We start from the raw sequence: 16,149 nt of genomic DNA on the forward strand, positions 1-16,149 counted from the left end.
GTGTTTACCTTTTGTGAACTGATATATCTGCGGTTAAAATAAAATAAATGACACTATCGACGAACTTGTAAATTGTGATAAGTGTAGTTACCTTAGATGTTCTTTGCCGTGCCAAACTCCGCAATCTCCGGCCAGATGAAGGCTGGCGACCGCGAAGCTAGAGGGGTGGGCACGACTTTGAGCCTCTGCAAAAACCGCAGAGTCTCAAAGCTCGGCCTTGTACTACGCCGGGAAGATCGCCCGGCTAGTACAATCTCACCACTGAGCCCCATCTGGCCTACGATTGCTCCGCCTTGGCACTTACATTTTTAACTTAAGCTTACCCAACTAATTTCCGATACAGAAAAACGCGACCGAATTTTCTACTGGTGAAAATTCGGTCGCGCATTCTTTTTTGATCATCACTCAGTCACTAACTAATCCAAACTCATCACTCATACGACGTGCTTTTATCAGCCTGTTTGATGATCTGCAAATACTTATAGATGCTGACGGTGGACATGTTGAGGTATGCCGCGGTTTTGGCGACGGCGTCTTTGAGTTCGAAGAAGTGCTGCTCGTAAAGGCGGCGCACGATGGCGATTTTTTCCTTGCGGGTCAGGTCGGCGATTGGCGGGTTGGGGGTACCCGTTTGTTCGATGACGACTTGCCGAATGGCGCCTTCTGGTTGAATGAACAGGTTTTCCGTTGGGGGAGTCGATTCAAGCAGGTCCGCGGCAGGGGCTAGTTCCGGTTGGAAGGCCTGAAGGAGTTCTTCGCTTAATTTTTCGAGCGTCGCCAGTTGTTGGAAGCGGCTGACGTCGGTGTTGATGCAGATCATACCGATCAGCTCACCGGCTTGGTTCTTGATGAAAAAACTGGCGGAGTTGACTTTTTTGCCATTCATCAACGTGCTTTGATAGTGCACGACGTAATCCTGATGCTGATACAGTTTATCGTGTAAGACTTTTGCGATGAAGTCGGTCGCCGGTGAATCCATGGTGCGTCCGGAGATGCTATTTGCCAAGAAAACAATCGAAGAATCATAGCCATCGGTCGCGGGATTAATGGCGTGCATCACGATTTCTGTCGTGGGACCGAGCACATGCGCAAGAAATTTTAAAAATGGACGGTAAGAATCGGGGGTGATCGAAATCCTTCCTTTCTTGATAACCGCAGCAGTCCCAGGATTCGTCGGAGTTAGATTTTGGCTAATGCCTGGGTCAGGTCAGCGATTAGGTCTTCAGTATCTTCAATGCCGCAAGATAGGCGCAGCAAGCTGTCGGTCACGCCTTGAGCAGCGCGTTCTTCGGCGGTTAAACAGGCGTGTGACATGGTGGCCGGGTGGGACAAAATGGATTCCACCCCGCCCAGACTGACAGCAAAAATCGGCAATTGCAGCGCCTCGATAAACGTGTTCAACCGCGCTTTGTCGGCACCGGCAATTTCAAATGACAACACCGCGCCGCCGTTTTCTGCTTGCCGCATGTGGACGGCATGCCCGGGATGCTCCGGCAGGCCCGGAAAGTAAACTTGCTTGATTTTGGGATGCTTTTGTAAAAATGCTGCGATACTTTGGGCATTTTGCGTTGATTGCTGCATGCGCAAGCCCATGGTTTTCATGCCGCGCAAAACCAGCCATGCGTCTTCAACGCCGAGGATGCTGCCGAACTCTTTTTGGAACAGTGACAGTTCTTCGGCAATGGCCTGATCGTTTGTCAAAACGGCGCCGGCGACCACGTCACTGTGACCATTGATGAACTTGGTCAGACTTTCGATGACGATATCGCAGCCCAGTGCCAGTGGCTTCTGGTAAAGCGGCGTCATGAACGTGTTATCGGCCACTGTCAGGATACCATGTGCCTTGGCCAGCGTCACGATGGGCTGAATGTCAGTGACTTTCAGCAGCGGGTTCGACGGCGTTTCCACGTAGATCATTTTGGTTTTGGGCGTCAGTGCCTGCTCAATATTAGCAAGTTGATCGTAGGCTGTAAACACGACATCAATGCCATACTTAGGCAGGATTTTGGTCGCAAACGCACCGGTGCCGCCGTAAACTTCGACCGGGAAAATAATCTGATCGCCGGCATTGAGCAACATGATGGTGTTGGCAATAGCAGCCATACCCGAGCTGAAGACAAAGCTGAATTGTGCCCCGGTCATTTTGGCTAAGCCTTCCTGCAAGGCGTCAATGGTCGGGTTGCCAAACCGCGTGTACATGTAGTCGCGGTTGGTTCCCAATGCCGGGCTGTTGAACGTGGATGCTTGGTACTTAGGAATCGAAGACGCACCGGTATGGCTGTCGATGACCGGGTAGCCATGTAAAAGATCCGTATTGATACCCACTTTTTAATCCTCCGGGACTTCTGCCACCATGTCGACTTCCAGTAATGCCTGCGCCGGTAATTCGCTAACCAAAACCGCGGTGCGCGCTGGGTAGCCGTCATGGAAGTAAGTCCGATAAACCTGATCAAAACTCGCCAGTAATTTGAGATCGTTGATGTACACGGTGGTTTTGGCCACGTGATCAAAAGACGTTCCGTTATCAACCAGTACGTGATTCAAATTGGTCATCACTTGTTTGGTTTGGGCAATGATTCCTTCCGGAACGGCCTTGGATTCCGGACTGAGCGGCAGTTGGCCAGAGGTGAAAAGGACCGAACCGATCTGGGTCGCGGCGGCGTAACTGCCAAGGGGAGCGGGGATGTGGGTGCTGGTCAAACGCTTAATCATATTCATACCTCTTTTTCTTAGTTTGATAGTTGAAGAGCATCATCCCAAACGGAATCACGACATAACCGAGGATCATGGCGACAATCGCAAAATAATTCGGGGCATGCTGGTTGTTGGCATCGAGGATGGTAAATTGACCGATCCAATCGAATTTGATGAGTAATAAAACGGTCAGGATCAGTGACACCGCTGGGCAAACCATGTCAGTGAGCACATTTGGGCGAGCCGGATTGATAAGTCGGCGATCACCGCGGCCACGGAAGAATTTCATGACGCACAGCGGAATAATCAGAAACTGAACGAAGCGGGAGATGGAGCTGAGAATGATGATGCTCGTCATGTCATAACGGAAAGCCATCGGTAGCAACACCGCCAAAGCAATCGTCAAGAGAAACGCCGGCAGCGGGAAGTTTTTCGCGGTCCGCCCGGCTAGCCAGCTTGGCAGTTGCCCTTGTTTGGCAATGGCTTCCAACACCCGCGGGCTGTGAAAAGAAGCCGCAACGTTGATGCCTAACATCGAAATCAGTGCCCCATATAACACGATATTTTGAATCAGCGGGTTATTGAAAACCGCCACTAAGGCCACGACTTCTTTGGTGGCCATCATCGCCTGCGGATTCACCATCATGGCAATCCAAACGACACCGATATAGACAACCGCGATCACCGAAATGGCAAGGGGAATGGCAATCGGCAGGTTCTTTTCCGGCTTGTCCATATCATCCGCCCCACTGGCAACGCTTTCAAAACCAGTGAAAGCATAAAACGCGGCGATGACGCCCATGACCAGGGTGCTCAGGGTTGCGCTGCTGCCCGCGCTGGTCAACCGGTCAATCTGGGCAAAATGATTCACGCCGGTGGTGGCAATAACGCCGATGCCGAAAATGATGAAAACCAGCAAGGCGGCTAACTTACCGATCGTTGACAGATTGTTGACAAGCTCGAAGAATTTTGGCCCGAAACAGTTAATCACTAGCAGTGACAGCATTAGCAAAATCAAGCTAATTGTGACCAGCATCAAGTCGTTTTGGTCAAAACCGAAAATGCGCAAGACGGTTTTGACAACCGCGGTGGCCATGACGCCCCAGGCAATGCAGGTGGCGATGTAGCGCGTAATGCCGACGTAGAAGCCGACGTGTTCGCCAAACGCTGCCTTGGCATAAATATAAGCCGCGCCGCTGTGTGCGACATACTTAGCTGCTGCGGCAAAGGTCACTGCCAGGATCGCCGCAAAGAAAGCCGCGATGCCATAGAGAATTAACGCTTTGGAGCCAGAAGACTGCACCACGGCGCCTGGTGAAAGAAAAATACCGGAGCCGATAATGGAATTGATGGCCAATAAAACGATTGACCAGAAACCGATTTTCTTTTTCATAGGCTCGTGCTACTTGCCGCGGTAGCTTGCGTTTGTTGAATGAAGTGGCTGAATAGGGCGTTCATGAGCGGTTGGCTGTGCGTGAGCATTTCCGGATGCCACTGCACGCCCATCATGATGTGATCGCCATCTGCTTCGATCGCTTCCGGCACATTGTCCGAAGCGGTCGCGACGACATGAAAACCTTCGCCGATGGTGGCCATGATCTGATGATGAAACGAGTTCACCCGCACCGTTGCCTGCTTTAAAATCGTAAATAGGCGACTGTGTTGGTCGATGCGCACGGCATGCGTGACCTGTGCCGAATTCGTTGCCTGCCAGTGCCTGATCGTCGGCGCATCGCGATAACTGAGATCCTGATAAAGTGTGCCGCCGTGATAGACATTCAGAATCTGGGTGCCGCGACAAATCCCTAAAATCGGTAGCTGGCGTTGTTTCGCCGACCGAATCAGATTTAAATCAAACGCATCCCGTCTTAGTGACGTGTCACCTAACTTGTCCAGGGGATCATGATTGTAGCTGCTCGGGTCAACATCATGGCCGCCGGATAAGATCAGCCCATCCAAGGCCGCGACTTGTCGGTCAATGTCAGCAGGATCATCGAGTAACGGTAAAATGACGGGAATCCCGCCATTTTCGGAAACTGCGGTGATGTAGTCCTCGTTCACATAATCACGTTTGTAGCCGGGGAACATGCCTCCTTGGTCGACAAGGACGCCTGCTGAAATGCCGATAAGTGGTTTCTTCATATTATTCACCTCCGATTTTGAGTATAACATAACTTCTAATAAGTACAATATTTTATAAAAATAACTAAAGGTATTTTATATCAGCAAGTGGAATCGCTTTAATTAAGCAATCTTATAATAACGTTGATTTTGTGTTGAAAACGAGTGTGGACGCGGGATTTTTATAAATAACATTAGTGTTGTTCTGAACATTGTGAATTTTGGCAATGAGTCCCGTGCCGTGCCAAACTCCGCAATCTCCGGCGGGAACTGGGCTGGAACGTGGTGGGCACGACTTAGAGCCTCTGCAAACCTGGCAGAGTCTCTAAGCTCGGCCTTGTACTACGCCGGGAAAATCGCCCGGCTAGTACAATCTCACCACTGAGCCCGTTCCCGCCTCCGATTGCTTCGCCTTGGCACTAAGATCGCACAACTTTTGACAAATTATTCATGACGAAACAAAAGACGGGCACAATCGAAACGTCGAATTGTGTCCGTCTATCTATGGTGACATTGAGTTATAACCCAGCCACCATGAATTGTATTGAGTTTTGCTAAATGAAGAGCAATAGTGTCAGACCTACTTTTATGAAGCAGCCTTTCCCTTCGGCTCAAGTCGGCGTTCCAAGAAGCCGAGGACGAGGTCGGAGATGATGGCCATTAGCGCTGTCGGCAACGCGCCGGCGAGGATGATGGCTCCGCCGTTGGTGGCGTTGGTGCCGCGGATGATGATGTCGCCCAGGCCGCCAGCTCCGACGAAGGCGCCGATTGCGGTGATCCCGATGGCGACGACCAAAGCGTTACGAATCCCGGCCATGATGACCGACATGCTTAAGGGGATTTCGACCATATACAGTGACTGCCAGCGGGTCATGCCCATGCCTTTAGCTGCGTCCATCAGGTTCTTATCGACATTTTGCATGCCGGTGTAAGTGTTCTTGATGATTGGCAGCAGCGAGTATAAGAAGACCGTGACAATGACGGTGTTTACGCCAAGTCCGAGTCCCAGCATGATGATCGAAAGCATCGCTAGGCTGGGGATGGTCTGAATGACGTTGGCGATGCCGATGACTGTGTTACTCAAGGTGCGATGGCGCGCAATTGCCAGCCCAACCGGAATGCCGATCACCGCTGCGATGAGCACCCCATAGATCGAAATCAGAAAATGGCGGGCGAACTGACTCAGCACGTAGGAACCATTGTTGGCAAGGTAATACCAGAATTGCTGCCAAGTATCCATGTTAGCCATTAGTCGTCACTTCCTTTGAAATAGTTGTGTTTGGCAAGAAACTTTTGCGCGACCACATTTGGTTCAAGTAACTGGTCGTCGACTTGATAGTTGAGTTCCTGCATGGTTTTCAGGTTGATCTTGCCGTCTAAGCGATGCAGTAACGGTTTTAGTTTAGGGTATTTCTTCAAAAGGCTATTATTAACGACCAATGAGCACTGATAAGGCGGGAAGAAGTTTTTGTCGTCCTTCAGTACTTTCAGATTATAACTGCGAATCCGTCCATCAGTGGAATAGCCAAGAACTGTCTGCATTCGGTTTGCTTCAACGGCATCGTAAACCAGACCAATCTGCATCGGATAAACCCGCTTAAAGTCAAAGCCATATGCTTTAGTAAAATCGCTATAGCCATCGCCTTTCCGGTTCATCCAGCTGGAGTCAACGCCGGCATTATATTGCGGTGCGACTTTCTTCAAATCGGAAACGGTGTTGAGATTGTCTTCTTTGGCTTCTTTTTGTGTCACCATAAAGGCATAGGTGTCGGAAAAGCCATAAGATGGATACCAAGTCTGATCGTAGCGCTTTTTGAACTCGCGCTTGACGATGGCGGTGGCCTTAGCTGAGTTCTTGACCGGGTTCATGCCTAATGTGCCGGTAATCTCGGTGCCGGTGTAACGCGTAGCACTAATATCGGCATCGTTGCGGACCATGGCTTGATGCACCACGGTTCCGGAGCCGAGGTTATTGACCAACGTGGTTTTGTAACCTAGCTCGTGATTGATCAGTTCGGCAATGATATTGGCCATGATCTGCGACTCGGTACTGGTTTGCGAGGCGATCCGCACCGTCCCGTCATTACCGGAGCCGCCTAAGCCAGGAAAGCCGCAGCCGCTCAACAAGAGAACCGGAATCAGCAAAAGTGACAGGAATAATTTTTTGAACTGTTTCATCTTGCCACCTCCTAAGCGCGTTCACTGACAGGTGTCAGGTGGTATTCCAACCGCCCAAGCAACCAGTCAACGACCAGTGCCAAAATGGTAACAGGAATCGTGCCGCCGATAATCAGATCCGGCTGGAAGAGATTCAAACCGTTGAAGATCAGATCCCCAAGGCCACCAGCCCCGATGTACGAAGCCAAGGTTGCCCAGGCAATGACATAAATAGCTGACAAGCGAATGCCCGCCATGATCACCGGCATCGCCAAAGGCACTTCGACTTGCCGAATCGATTGCATCGCCGTCATGCCCATACCTTTAGCCGCGTCTATTAACACCGGATCGACATCTTCCATACCGATATACGTATTCCGCAGAATCGGTAACAACGAGTAAATGAACAGTGCAACGATAGCTGGCACTTTCCCGATCCCGAATAAAGGAATCATCAAGGCCAACAACGCCAATGATGGCACCGTCTGCAGCATGCTGGCAATACCGATCACGACTTTAGCGGTCTTAGGAAAACGTGTCAGTAAAATACCCAGCGGAACGGCGGCGATCACCCCAAGACCTAACGCAATTGCCGAGATGTAAAGCTGTTCCCAGGTTTTGGTGATCAGTTCACTGCCATGTGCGTTTAAAAAAGCAAACATGGTCACACCTCCTTAGGTGCGTCTCGGTCATCTGCCGCTGCCGAATCGGTTGCCGGTTCCTGATCGGTAGGCGTTGCCGACTCTTTGGCGCTATCGCTGGCTTGATCGTCTTCATTTTCGCCCCAGATGGTGTCGTAAACGACATCAACTAATGAAGCACGGGTGACAATACCGACCAATTTCTGATCGTTATCAACCACCGGCACATACTTGAAACCGCGCTTTAAAATGCGATCAGCGGTATCGCGCAGCAGAGCATTCTTATTCACATAGAAAATACTCGACTTGGTAATATCGCCAACGCTAGTAGCACTTTGATACCGGGTTTCCAGCGATTCCAAATCAATGAAACCTTTCAGATGGTTTTCATCATCCGTCACCAACAGTGTATCAACCCGACGTTTACGCATCAGGGAAATCGCTTCGGCCAGTGACTTGCCTGGCGTGATGGCGGCAGGATTTTTCAGCATGATCTGCTCAACGGTGGTCACATCAGCCCTCGCTTGAACCAATCGATCCTGGCCGACCAGGTTCTCAACGAATTTGTTCGCTGGATGCGTCAACAGTTCGGTTGGCGTCGCATTTTGAATGATATGCCCGTGGTCCATCACCACAATTTTGGTTGCGAGCTTGAGCGCTTCATCCATATCATGCGTGACAAAAACCACGGTCTTACCAAGCTTCTCCTGCAGATTCTTAATCAGTTCCTGCAAAGCCTCACGGGTAATCGGATCCAAAGCGCCATAAGGTTCATCCATTAAAATCAGATCCTGATTCGCAGCAAGCGCCCGGATAACGCCGATTCGCTGTTGCTGGCCACCGGAAAGCTCGGATGGATAGCGATCCAGATAATCTTCCGGTAATTCAACAAGGTCCACCAGCTCCTTAGCTTTCTCGCGTCGCTTTTCTTCCGGCCACTTCAATAACTTCGGGACAATGGTGATGTTTTCATAAATGGTCATATGCGGCATGAGGCCAATGTTTTGGATAACATAGCCGATTTGACGCCGCAATTTGACGGCATCGATTTTGTGAATGTCCTTGCCGTTAAACAGGATTTGGCCGCCGCTGGGTTCCAGCATGCGGTTAATCATGCGCATCGTAGTTGTCTTTCCGGAACCCGACGTCCCGATAAGACAAACAAATTCACCCTTATGAATCTCAAGGTTGATATGTTCGACCGCGACATTCCCGCCTCGATAAACTTTTTCAACGTCCTTGAATTGGACCATTGGTTGTTCTTCTGGCATCTGACGCGCCCTCCTTTATTTGATGATTCCATAATAACACATGAAGTTAATTGTATTTTAATCGAAGACCGGTTGTGGGGAGTGAATTTTGCGCGGGTTGGGTGGGAGGGATGCAGGTTAACTAGGTGTACTAGGTGATGATCGTGAGATGAGGTTTTTGAAGAGAGAGTTGATAAAAGGACTAAAATCCTGGTTGTTTATTAGGAAATAGAAGTCTATGATAAAAGAAATATTTTATAGTTATATTAAAGATTTGATATATGTAAATGGAGCTTAAGATAAGCAAAGGATGACCGTATAAAGTTTTACCATGTTCGGTTCAAAACATAGAAGTGGGAGACGTTGTTATGGTGAAAATACAAAGCGTTAAGCTGTTCAAGTTGGTCATGCCACTATCAAAGCCGTTTATTACTAATATTCGGGCCTCTACCAGCTTACGTAGTCTTATCTATCAAGTCGTTCTTGAAGATGGATCGAATGGTTATGGCGAATCTGCAGAAAATTATAAGCTGACGGGCGAGTCTTTAACGGATATGATCGATTATTCGGAAAATGCCATTTCAACGATCAAAGGAATGGATGCGGATTCTGCCTTGACCTCGATTGTCGATGCAGAGCACTACCACTCGGCTAAGTATGGCATTGAAATGGCGCTTGTCGATGCCATTGCGCGATCTAACGGCGAATCTGTCAACAGTTATTTGAATATTGATGCGGCGACGCGATCACTTCATAACGATACAACGATCAGTATTATGGATGAAATTAGCACAAGAAACGCAACGTCTGCCACGATTCAAGCTGGTTATAAATGTATCAAGTACAAAGTCAAAAGTGGAACTGACGAGTTAAATCGGATCTTGAGCGTTGCCGATTTATTAAGCGATGACGTATCGATTCGAATTGATCCCAATCAGGCCTGGTCGCGCCAAGAAGCAATTAGTAATATTGGTAAACTACAAGACTCTGGCATTAAAGTTGACTTTATTGAACAGCCAGTTAAAGTCGACGACCTAGAGGGTATGAAAGAAATCACCCGCTTCAGCCGTATCCCAATTGTTGCTGATGAGTCCGTGTTTGGGTTGAACGATGCCAAAAAGGTCATTGACGAGAGATGTGCCGACATCATTAACATTAAGCTTATTAAGTGCGGTGGCCCTATTGAAGCAATACGCATCGCTAATTTTGCAAAGGAAAAAGGAATCGGATGTCTTTTTGGCTGCACATCCGAAGTGAACATTGCCTTAAGCATGGCTGCTTGCTTGAGCGCCGGTCTTTCGAATGTTCATTTTATCGATCTTGATGGGCTTGATTATGTTGACAACACACCATTTAGCGGGGGGGATTCACACTGACAATGGGTTAACTTATATTCCTCAGGCAATGGGCTTGGGGATAGATGTTGAAACGAGTTCTGAATACCTTAACCCCATTACCTGATGACAGTACATATGCGTAAGACAACAATTACCAAGTTTGATTTAATCACGATAACTCAACTAAAAGAATGCGAGATGTTTGAACACTTGAAAAAAACTTCTAGAATCAGAGTGGCTATCATGCTCATAATTTTGGTGGCAGCTTTATCAACGCATGACAGCCCAGTCCTATTCAAAATCTTCGTGCTTATTTTTTTCGTCGTTATGACCTTCAACATTGTTTCCTTGTTGAGAATGAGAAAATCGTTGCGTAAATGAACTAGGTTATTTTCAGGTGCTGATAGATCAATAGATGATTTGAAAACCAAAACAGATGCTGACCGCTTTGCCAAAAACTTAATGATGGTGAGGCGGCTTTTTCGTGCACCACAAAACATTGACACGACGATTTAACATAGTTACTATTAACAATGTTAATAGTAACTATGTTAGGAGACGCTTATGAAAAAAACCGTATCAGTCGTCATTGCAACTTGCATTGGAATTTTCCTGTGCATGCTAGATACGACAATAATGAATATCGCTCTGCCGGCTATTCAAATAGGACTAAATGTCAACTTGTCGGATCTTTCCTGGGCATTGAACATTTATACAATTTTGTTTGCCACACTGACCATACCGTTAAGCAAGCTGGCTGAAAGAGTTGGTATTAACCGGTTCTACTTAATAGGACTGGTAACATTTGCCCTGGGTTCACTTGTATCGGCGTTCGCAACCAATATTGTTTTACTTGATGTTGGCAGAGCCATTCAAAGTGTCGGCGCCGCTACGGTATTTCCATTGTCAATGACAATCGGCATTTCGACAGTTGACACGTCAAATAGGCCAAAGGTGATTGCTGCTTTGGGTGTCACTCAAGGACTAGCGGCAGCTCTGGGCCCAGTTATCGGCGGAATCGTGACACAGTTTCTATCATGGAGATGGATATTCTTAATCAACATTCCCTTAATGATCCTTGTGTTGCTGCTAGTGACTTTTAATCTGTCAATGAATCAGGAAAGAAATGCAAAGCCGATTGATTTACAGGGATGCATATTGAGCATGATCACGCTCTTCTCCCTTACACTTTTATTGGTAAAAGGCCGTGAATGGGGCTGGACATCTTTTTCGGTTATTTGTTTGGCAATTTCATTTTTAGCGGGATGTATCGCATTTGTTTTCACTGAACACTTTTCCAAGAATCCAATGGTTCCGCTAGATCTGTTTAAAAATCGGCAATTTGTCGGTGCGTCGGTAGCGATTGTCTTAAGCAATTTGTTTTTAGTTGGTGTGACAGTGATCTTGCCGACTTACTTTACAAATATTCAGCAAAAAACTGAGCTGACTGCGGCACTGATTATTACTCCGATAACAGTTATGATATTCATATTCTCCCCTGTTGCTGCGCTAATCATTGACAAAGTGGGTGCGAGAATCGTCGTCCTTTTGGGGTTTGTATTAATGGCAGTCGGATATGCCATGTTCTTTACTGTCAATTTATATAACTCCTTAGAGATCTTTGTTGCCTGCACGATCCTAGGAACGGGCTATGGGATCATTGCCGGACCTATTACAGTTTTGGCAGCCGCAGATTTCACTGGCGAAAAGCTGAATTCTTCGCAAAGTGTTGCCGGAGTTCTAAGACAAGTGGGGGTGGTGCTGGCTGTGGCCATCTTTGTAACCAATTTATACGCTGGGCTGGCTTCGGCGAAAGTTAGCTCTGTGCAATTTGCCAGTGGCCGAATTCAACGCTTAACAATTCCGCAAAAGCAGAAAAGCACAATGCTTAAAACGACTAAAGATGCCATTAGCACAGGTAAAACACATCAGAGATTTCCAGTCGATCACTTTTCAAAAATAGAACGAAGAGCGATGATTCATACAAACTACGTCGCCGCGGTTTCTCGAATAATCAGCCCATCAAATTCCGAAAAAGTTCAAATAATGAGACAGGTCAAGAAAAAGGTGGATTTAGCGCTCATAAAACAAAATCACAATATCAATGCAGCCATCGGTGATATTCAAACAAAATCGGAAAGCTACTTCACTAATGCATTTAAGCTTCTGTACAGAAACACGCTCCCGTTTGTATTTTTTGCAATCCTAGCATCGTTTATTTTCCCTGCTTTTAAACGGGAAAAGGTTAGAAATGTGTGCCACTGACGATCAGTCGTTAATGAGCATTTTTGGATGTTGCCGTGTGGTTGTCTTGACAAATAGCATTGGTAACTTTTAAATTGAAACTTCATTATGTTACTATTGTCAATAATTACATAAACAATATCAACATAAAGGAGCAAAACAGGTTGCAAGGAAAAGACGTTGTTTTAGGCTTATTGAATCAACGCGATATGTCTGGGTACGAGATAAAGGAAGTATTTGAAACACAGCTGAAGTTCTTCTTCGATGGCACTTTTGGCATGATTTATCCCATCCTTAGAAAACTGGAAAAGGACGAATTGATTCAAAAAAAGCATGTGGTTCAAGATCTTAAGCCGAATAAAAATATTTACAGTATTACAGAGCTAGGGAAGAAAGAGTTTATGACCTACCTCAACTCAAAAACGGTTGAGGAAACCTTCAAATCAGACTTTTTAATGCGTATGTACTTTGGGCAGGATCTTGATCGAGATAAAGTCATTTCATTTGTTGAGCAAGAAATCACGCGAAAAAAGACGAATCTCTCGGAACTGACGGATAACTATGAGCGCTGGACGGATAATGGCATGAACTCTTTCCAAGAAATCACCTTTATGTACGGGATAGCTTATTATAAAAGTGAAATCGAAGTGCTCGATAAAGCGTTAGAGCAGTTGAAAAATCAGAATTAAACGTCGGAAGCAGCATGAGATCAGTTACTTAGTATTTAACTTGAGGCGGTGTCAGCCTTTCCTAAATGATTAGGAAGCTGGTACCGGCTTTTTTCAATCGCATAAAAAATCCCGCCGCCTTTCCCCGAAAATTGATCACGGTCAAGGCGGCTTTTTGAATGCCTCGGTACACTGAACTCGACACTAAGGTTCACGTTCAGGAGGGAAAAAGACGATGCATTTTATTCAGACACATAAACAAGAAGCGATGATTAGCGGCGGGGTGCTGACGGCGCTGGGGCTGGTTTTCAGTCAGGCGTGGTTGTTGGTGCTGGCGAGTTTGGTGGCTGGGCTGCCGATTGCGGTGAATGCCTGGGAAGCGTTGCGGTATAAGCAAATTAGCATTGAGCTGCTGGTGACGATTGCATTGGTGGGCGCGGTGCTGATTGGCGAGCCGGTTGAAAGTGCCGTGGTCAGTTTTCTGTTTCTTTTTGGTGACTGGCTGGAGCAGCGCAGTTTGGCGAAGACGCGATCGGCGATTCAGGGTTTGGCGGCGGCGGCACCTAAAACAGCACGCCGGGTGGATGGCTCAACCGTTTCGGTGGATCAGTTAGCGGTTGGCGATCAGGTGCGCGTGTTGGCAGGTGAGACCGTGCCGGCAGACGGAAAAGTAATCGGTGGGCATGCGAACATTGTTGAGGCGGCGATTACCGGTGAACCGGATGCGAAAAGAAAACAGGCCGGCGCGACCGTGTATTCCGGCACGCAGATTAGCGATGGAACCGTTGATATTGAAGTCGAGAAAACCGGCTACAATACGGTTTATCAACAGATTATCGATTTGATTGAAGATGCCCAGGATGCTCAGTCGCCGGTCGCAACCTTCATCCAGAAGTTTGCGCGCTGGTACACGCCGCTGGTATTGGTGATCGCACTGATAGTCGGTTTGGTGAGCCAGAATGTGCGGCTGGCCATCACGATTCTTGTGCTTGGCTGCCCCGGCGCGTTGGTGATCGGGGCACCCGTCAGCAATGTTGTCGGACTAGGTTTTGGCGCCAAGCATGGCATTTTGATCAAAGGCGGCGATGTTGCGACCAAGTTGGATCAGATCGATACGGTAATGTTTGATAAAACCGGCACGTTGACCCAAGGAAAAATCAGCGTCGCAACCGCGCAGTACTGGGCGGCTGATACGGCGAATGTGGCGGAGATGGTTGCGGCGGTTGAAGCAGCAACCGCGCATCCGTTGGGACAAGCCTTAGTGGCCTATCTTCAGCCGCAGACAACTCAGACAGTTGAAGACGTCAGGGTGACTCGCGGCGTTGGTGTGCAAGCACAAGTAGCTGGGCATACTGTCAGTGTCGGCAATCAAAAGATTTTGAAACAGCCGCAAACACCGGAACAACAGGCCGCAATCCAGGCGATTGTGAGCGGCGGCGCTTCACTGGTTTTGGCAACGATTGATGACAAGCTGGTTGCCGCGTATGGCTTGCGGGATCAACTGCGTTCGGATACCGCAACGATGCTGGCGGACTTAACCGCAAGTGGCAAAAAGACGATCGTTCTGTCAGGCGACTCGCAGGCAGCCGTTGAACACATGATGACGGATTTACCGCTGAGTCAGACACACGGCGGGTTACTTCCGGCCGATAAAGTCAGCGCCATCAAAGCCGCACAGGCCCATGGTGAAAAAGTGATGTTTGTCGGTGACGGGATCAATGATGGTCCGGCGTTGGCACAGGCGGACGTGGGCGTCGCGATGGGTTCCGGGATGGATGTGGCGATCGATACCGCGGATGTCATTTTGACCAGCAGTCGGCTCACTAATCTTGGCGTTCTTTTCGATTTAGCCAAGCGGATGAATCACAACATCAAACAAAATTTGGTGATTGCGATCGGAACAGTGGCGCTGCTACTGAGTGGTTTGCTGGTCGGCTTAGTCGACATGGCGAGTGGCATGCTGTTTCACGAGATCTCGATTCTCCTCGTCATTGCGAATGCTTTGAGGTTGCGGCACACGCCAAGAAAATGGCAAAACTTGACGGCGATCAAGGCGCATCAGCCGCAAACTGTGAATAATGAAGGTAAATAAACAAGAAAGGATTTTTAAAATGACAAAATTAGTTTATCAATTAGACGGCTTGACCTGCCCGAGTTGCTTACAGAAGATTGAAGGGGCGGTTGGCCAACAAGCTGGCGTTAAGAGTGTTAAGGCACTTTTTAATAGTAGTAAAGTTAAGGCGCAGATTGATCCGGCGGTTACGAACGCCGATACCCTGAAGAAGACGATCACGGATTTAGGGTACACCGTTGTCAATGTGCGTAGTCAGGAAGCGTAGGAGGTTGGATGATGAGTGTCACAACAGGGATGCAGACAGTTAGTGCCGAGCAAGTCAAGGCTCGTCAAGCAGCAGCGGCAAAGCAAGCCGATCATGATCACCATGTCCCGACAGCCGGAGCGATGAGCGGGCATGTTTTAGCAAATTTACAGGTTCTGGCACGGAAGCTGGAACAATTTCGCTTGACGCTGAATGGCTCGAGAAGCGAGTCTGATAGACAGCTGTTAACCGAATTGCTAGGGCAAGCCCGGCAGCATTTTGCGGTCCTGGCCGCTGACCTAGCAGCACAGGACGAAGATTTTCCGACCACAACAGCAGAGTTCGATGAATATACCATGTTGAAGGAAGATCCGGCGTTGCGTTTTTGGACCAACGACATGAAGCTGGATGCGGTTGTGAATGATCTTGATACTTGTCAGCTATTCGTCAGTCGCGCGATTCCACTTGCCAATAAGGAGAACAAACTCGTATTGGCGGCGGATATGTTACAATTGCAGCGCTGGCATGAACAGAGTATCCTTCGCCTGCAGATGCGCCTTGGTCGGGCAGTGACAGCCGGCCGGGAGCTGCTTGACGAGGATGAAGATGATTAATCGGTGATTTAGAAACGGTGCTTGCGTTAACGCGTTCACCAGCCCAGAAACCTGCGTGTAAGGACCTCGGTCGCAATGGCCTAAGCCCGCGCCATCACGCCCAAG

At 48.2% G+C, this 16,149-nt stretch carries 15 protein-coding genes; 6 read left to right on the forward strand and 9 right to left on the reverse strand.

What is annotated here, in order from left to right; genetic code table 11:
• Window positions 1–430 precede the first annotated feature (430 nt).
• From LACSTY_RS00305 to LACSTY_RS00345, 9 genes are all read right to left on the reverse strand, one after another.
• A complete protein-coding gene (locus LACSTY_RS00305; protein ID WP_306387719.1) occupies window positions 431–1,195 on the reverse strand; it encodes a helix-turn-helix transcriptional regulator in 765 nt (254 codons plus the stop codon).
• Window positions 1,180–2,325 carry a trans-sulfuration enzyme family protein gene (locus LACSTY_RS00310; RefSeq protein WP_087911264.1) on the reverse strand — a complete coding sequence of 382 codons (1,146 nt, stop codon included), beginning with the start codon at window positions 2,323–2,325 and terminating at the stop codon, window positions 1,180–1,182. Before LACSTY_RS00310 ends, LACSTY_RS00305 begins: the two co-directional genes overlap by 16 nt.
• A 3-nt stretch (window positions 2,326–2,328) precedes the next feature.
• Window positions 2,329–2,712 carry a RidA family protein gene (locus tag LACSTY_RS00315; protein ID WP_010490145.1) on the reverse strand — a complete coding sequence of 128 codons (384 nt, stop codon included), beginning with the start codon at window positions 2,710–2,712 and terminating at the stop codon, window positions 2,329–2,331.
• Window positions 2,705–4,087: an APC family permease gene (locus tag LACSTY_RS00320; RefSeq protein ID WP_087911265.1), complete on the reverse strand. Its 1,383-nt coding sequence runs from the start codon at window positions 4,085–4,087 to the stop codon at window positions 2,705–2,707. The genes LACSTY_RS00315 and LACSTY_RS00320 overlap by 8 nt, the downstream gene beginning before the upstream one ends.
• Window positions 4,084–4,836 (reverse strand): gamma-glutamyl-gamma-aminobutyrate hydrolase family protein, encoded by a 753-nt coding sequence (locus LACSTY_RS00325; protein WP_053091149.1) that lies wholly within the window; start codon window positions 4,834–4,836, stop codon window positions 4,084–4,086. The genes LACSTY_RS00320 and LACSTY_RS00325 overlap by 4 nt, the downstream gene beginning before the upstream one ends.
• A gap of 565 nt (window positions 4,837–5,401) precedes the next feature.
• Window positions 5,402–6,064 (reverse strand): ABC transporter permease, encoded by a 663-nt coding sequence (locus LACSTY_RS00330; RefSeq protein ID WP_003615771.1) that lies wholly within the window; start codon window positions 6,062–6,064, stop codon window positions 5,402–5,404.
• Entirely contained in the window at window positions 6,064–6,993 is a 930-nt protein-coding gene (locus LACSTY_RS00335; protein ID WP_049172407.1) for an osmoprotectant ABC transporter substrate-binding protein, read from the reverse strand. Before LACSTY_RS00335 ends, LACSTY_RS00330 begins: the two co-directional genes overlap by 1 nt.
• Window positions 6,994–7,004: 11 nt before the next feature.
• Complete coding sequence (locus tag LACSTY_RS00340) at window positions 7,005–7,634, reverse strand: ABC transporter permease (protein ID WP_049172409.1); 630 nt, start codon at window positions 7,632–7,634, stop codon at window positions 7,005–7,007.
• Between the two features lie 2 nt (window positions 7,635–7,636).
• A complete protein-coding gene (locus LACSTY_RS00345; RefSeq protein WP_087911266.1) occupies window positions 7,637–8,884 on the reverse strand; it encodes a betaine/proline/choline family ABC transporter ATP-binding protein in 1,248 nt (415 codons plus the stop codon).
• Window positions 8,885–9,231: 347 nt separating this feature from the next.
• On the opposite strand from LACSTY_RS00345, the gene LACSTY_RS00350 reads away from it, so the two are divergent.
• The 6 genes from LACSTY_RS00350 to LACSTY_RS00375 all read left to right on the forward strand — a co-directional run bounded on the left by LACSTY_RS00350 (window position 9,232) and on the right by LACSTY_RS00375 (window position 16,044).
• On the forward strand, window positions 9,232–10,239 hold the full coding sequence (locus tag LACSTY_RS00350) for a dipeptide epimerase (protein WP_225362704.1): 1,008 nt from the start codon (window positions 9,232–9,234) through the stop codon (window positions 10,237–10,239).
• 525 nt (window positions 10,240–10,764) lie between these two features.
• Complete coding sequence (locus tag LACSTY_RS00355; RefSeq protein WP_087911268.1) at window positions 10,765–12,465, forward strand: MFS transporter; 1,701 nt, start codon at window positions 10,765–10,767, stop codon at window positions 12,463–12,465.
• A gap of 143 nt (window positions 12,466–12,608) precedes the next feature.
• Window positions 12,609–13,133, forward strand: a complete 525-nt coding sequence (locus LACSTY_RS00360; RefSeq protein ID WP_087911269.1) for a PadR family transcriptional regulator — start codon at window positions 12,609–12,611, stop codon at window positions 13,131–13,133.
• Between the two features lie 214 nt (window positions 13,134–13,347).
• On the forward strand, window positions 13,348–15,204 hold the full coding sequence (locus LACSTY_RS00365; protein WP_087911270.1) for a heavy metal translocating P-type ATPase: 1,857 nt from the start codon (window positions 13,348–13,350) through the stop codon (window positions 15,202–15,204).
• 19 nt (window positions 15,205–15,223) lie between these two features.
• Window positions 15,224–15,451, forward strand: coding sequence for a heavy-metal-associated domain-containing protein (locus LACSTY_RS00370; protein ID WP_049172431.1), 228 nt, complete (start codon window positions 15,224–15,226; stop codon window positions 15,449–15,451).
• An 11-nt stretch (window positions 15,452–15,462) separates the two neighbouring features.
• The gene (locus LACSTY_RS00375) at window positions 15,463–16,044 is read left to right on the forward strand and encodes a ferritin family protein (RefSeq protein ID WP_087911271.1); all 582 of its coding nucleotides are present in this window, start codon (window positions 15,463–15,465) and stop codon (window positions 16,042–16,044) included.
• Window positions 16,045–16,149 lie beyond the last annotated feature (105 nt).

Origin of the sequence: Lacticaseibacillus styriensis, assembly GCF_030770295.1 — a bacterium.
Lineage (GTDB): Bacteria > Bacillota > Bacilli > Lactobacillales > Lactobacillaceae > Lacticaseibacillus > Lacticaseibacillus casei.

Excerpts from the sequence above, each read along its gene's own strand:
- LACSTY_RS00325 (WP_053091149.1), bottom strand. The coding sequence starts at position 4,836 with ATGAAGAAACCACTTATCGGCATTTCAGCAGGCGTCCTTGTCGACCAA.
- LACSTY_RS00365 (WP_087911270.1), top strand. The coding sequence starts at position 13,348 with ATGCATTTTATTCAGACACATAAACAAGAAGCGATGATTAGCGGCGGG.
- LACSTY_RS00345 (WP_087911266.1), bottom strand. The coding sequence starts at position 8,884 with ATGCCAGAAGAACAACCAATGGTCCAATTCAAGGACGTTGAAAAAGTT.
- LACSTY_RS00350 (WP_225362704.1), top strand. The coding sequence starts at position 9,232 with ATGGTGAAAATACAAAGCGTTAAGCTGTTCAAGTTGGTCATGCCACTA.
- LACSTY_RS00375 (WP_087911271.1), top strand. The coding sequence starts at position 15,463 with ATGAGTGTCACAACAGGGATGCAGACAGTTAGTGCCGAGCAAGTCAAG.
- LACSTY_RS00340 (WP_049172409.1), bottom strand. The coding sequence starts at position 7,634 with ATGTTTGCTTTTTTAAACGCACATGGCAGTGAACTGATCACCAAAACC.
- LACSTY_RS00355 (WP_087911268.1), top strand. The coding sequence starts at position 10,765 with ATGAAAAAAACCGTATCAGTCGTCATTGCAACTTGCATTGGAATTTTC.
- LACSTY_RS00330 (WP_003615771.1), bottom strand. The coding sequence starts at position 6,064 with ATGGCTAACATGGATACTTGGCAGCAATTCTGGTATTACCTTGCCAAC.
- LACSTY_RS00315 (WP_010490145.1), bottom strand. The coding sequence starts at position 2,712 with ATGATTAAGCGTTTGACCAGCACCCACATCCCCGCTCCCCTTGGCAGT.
- LACSTY_RS00370 (WP_049172431.1), top strand. The coding sequence starts at position 15,224 with ATGACAAAATTAGTTTATCAATTAGACGGCTTGACCTGCCCGAGTTGC.
- LACSTY_RS00335 (WP_049172407.1), bottom strand. The coding sequence starts at position 6,993 with ATGAAACAGTTCAAAAAATTATTCCTGTCACTTTTGCTGATTCCGGTT.
- LACSTY_RS00320 (WP_087911265.1), bottom strand. The coding sequence starts at position 4,087 with ATGAAAAAGAAAATCGGTTTCTGGTCAATCGTTTTATTGGCCATCAAT.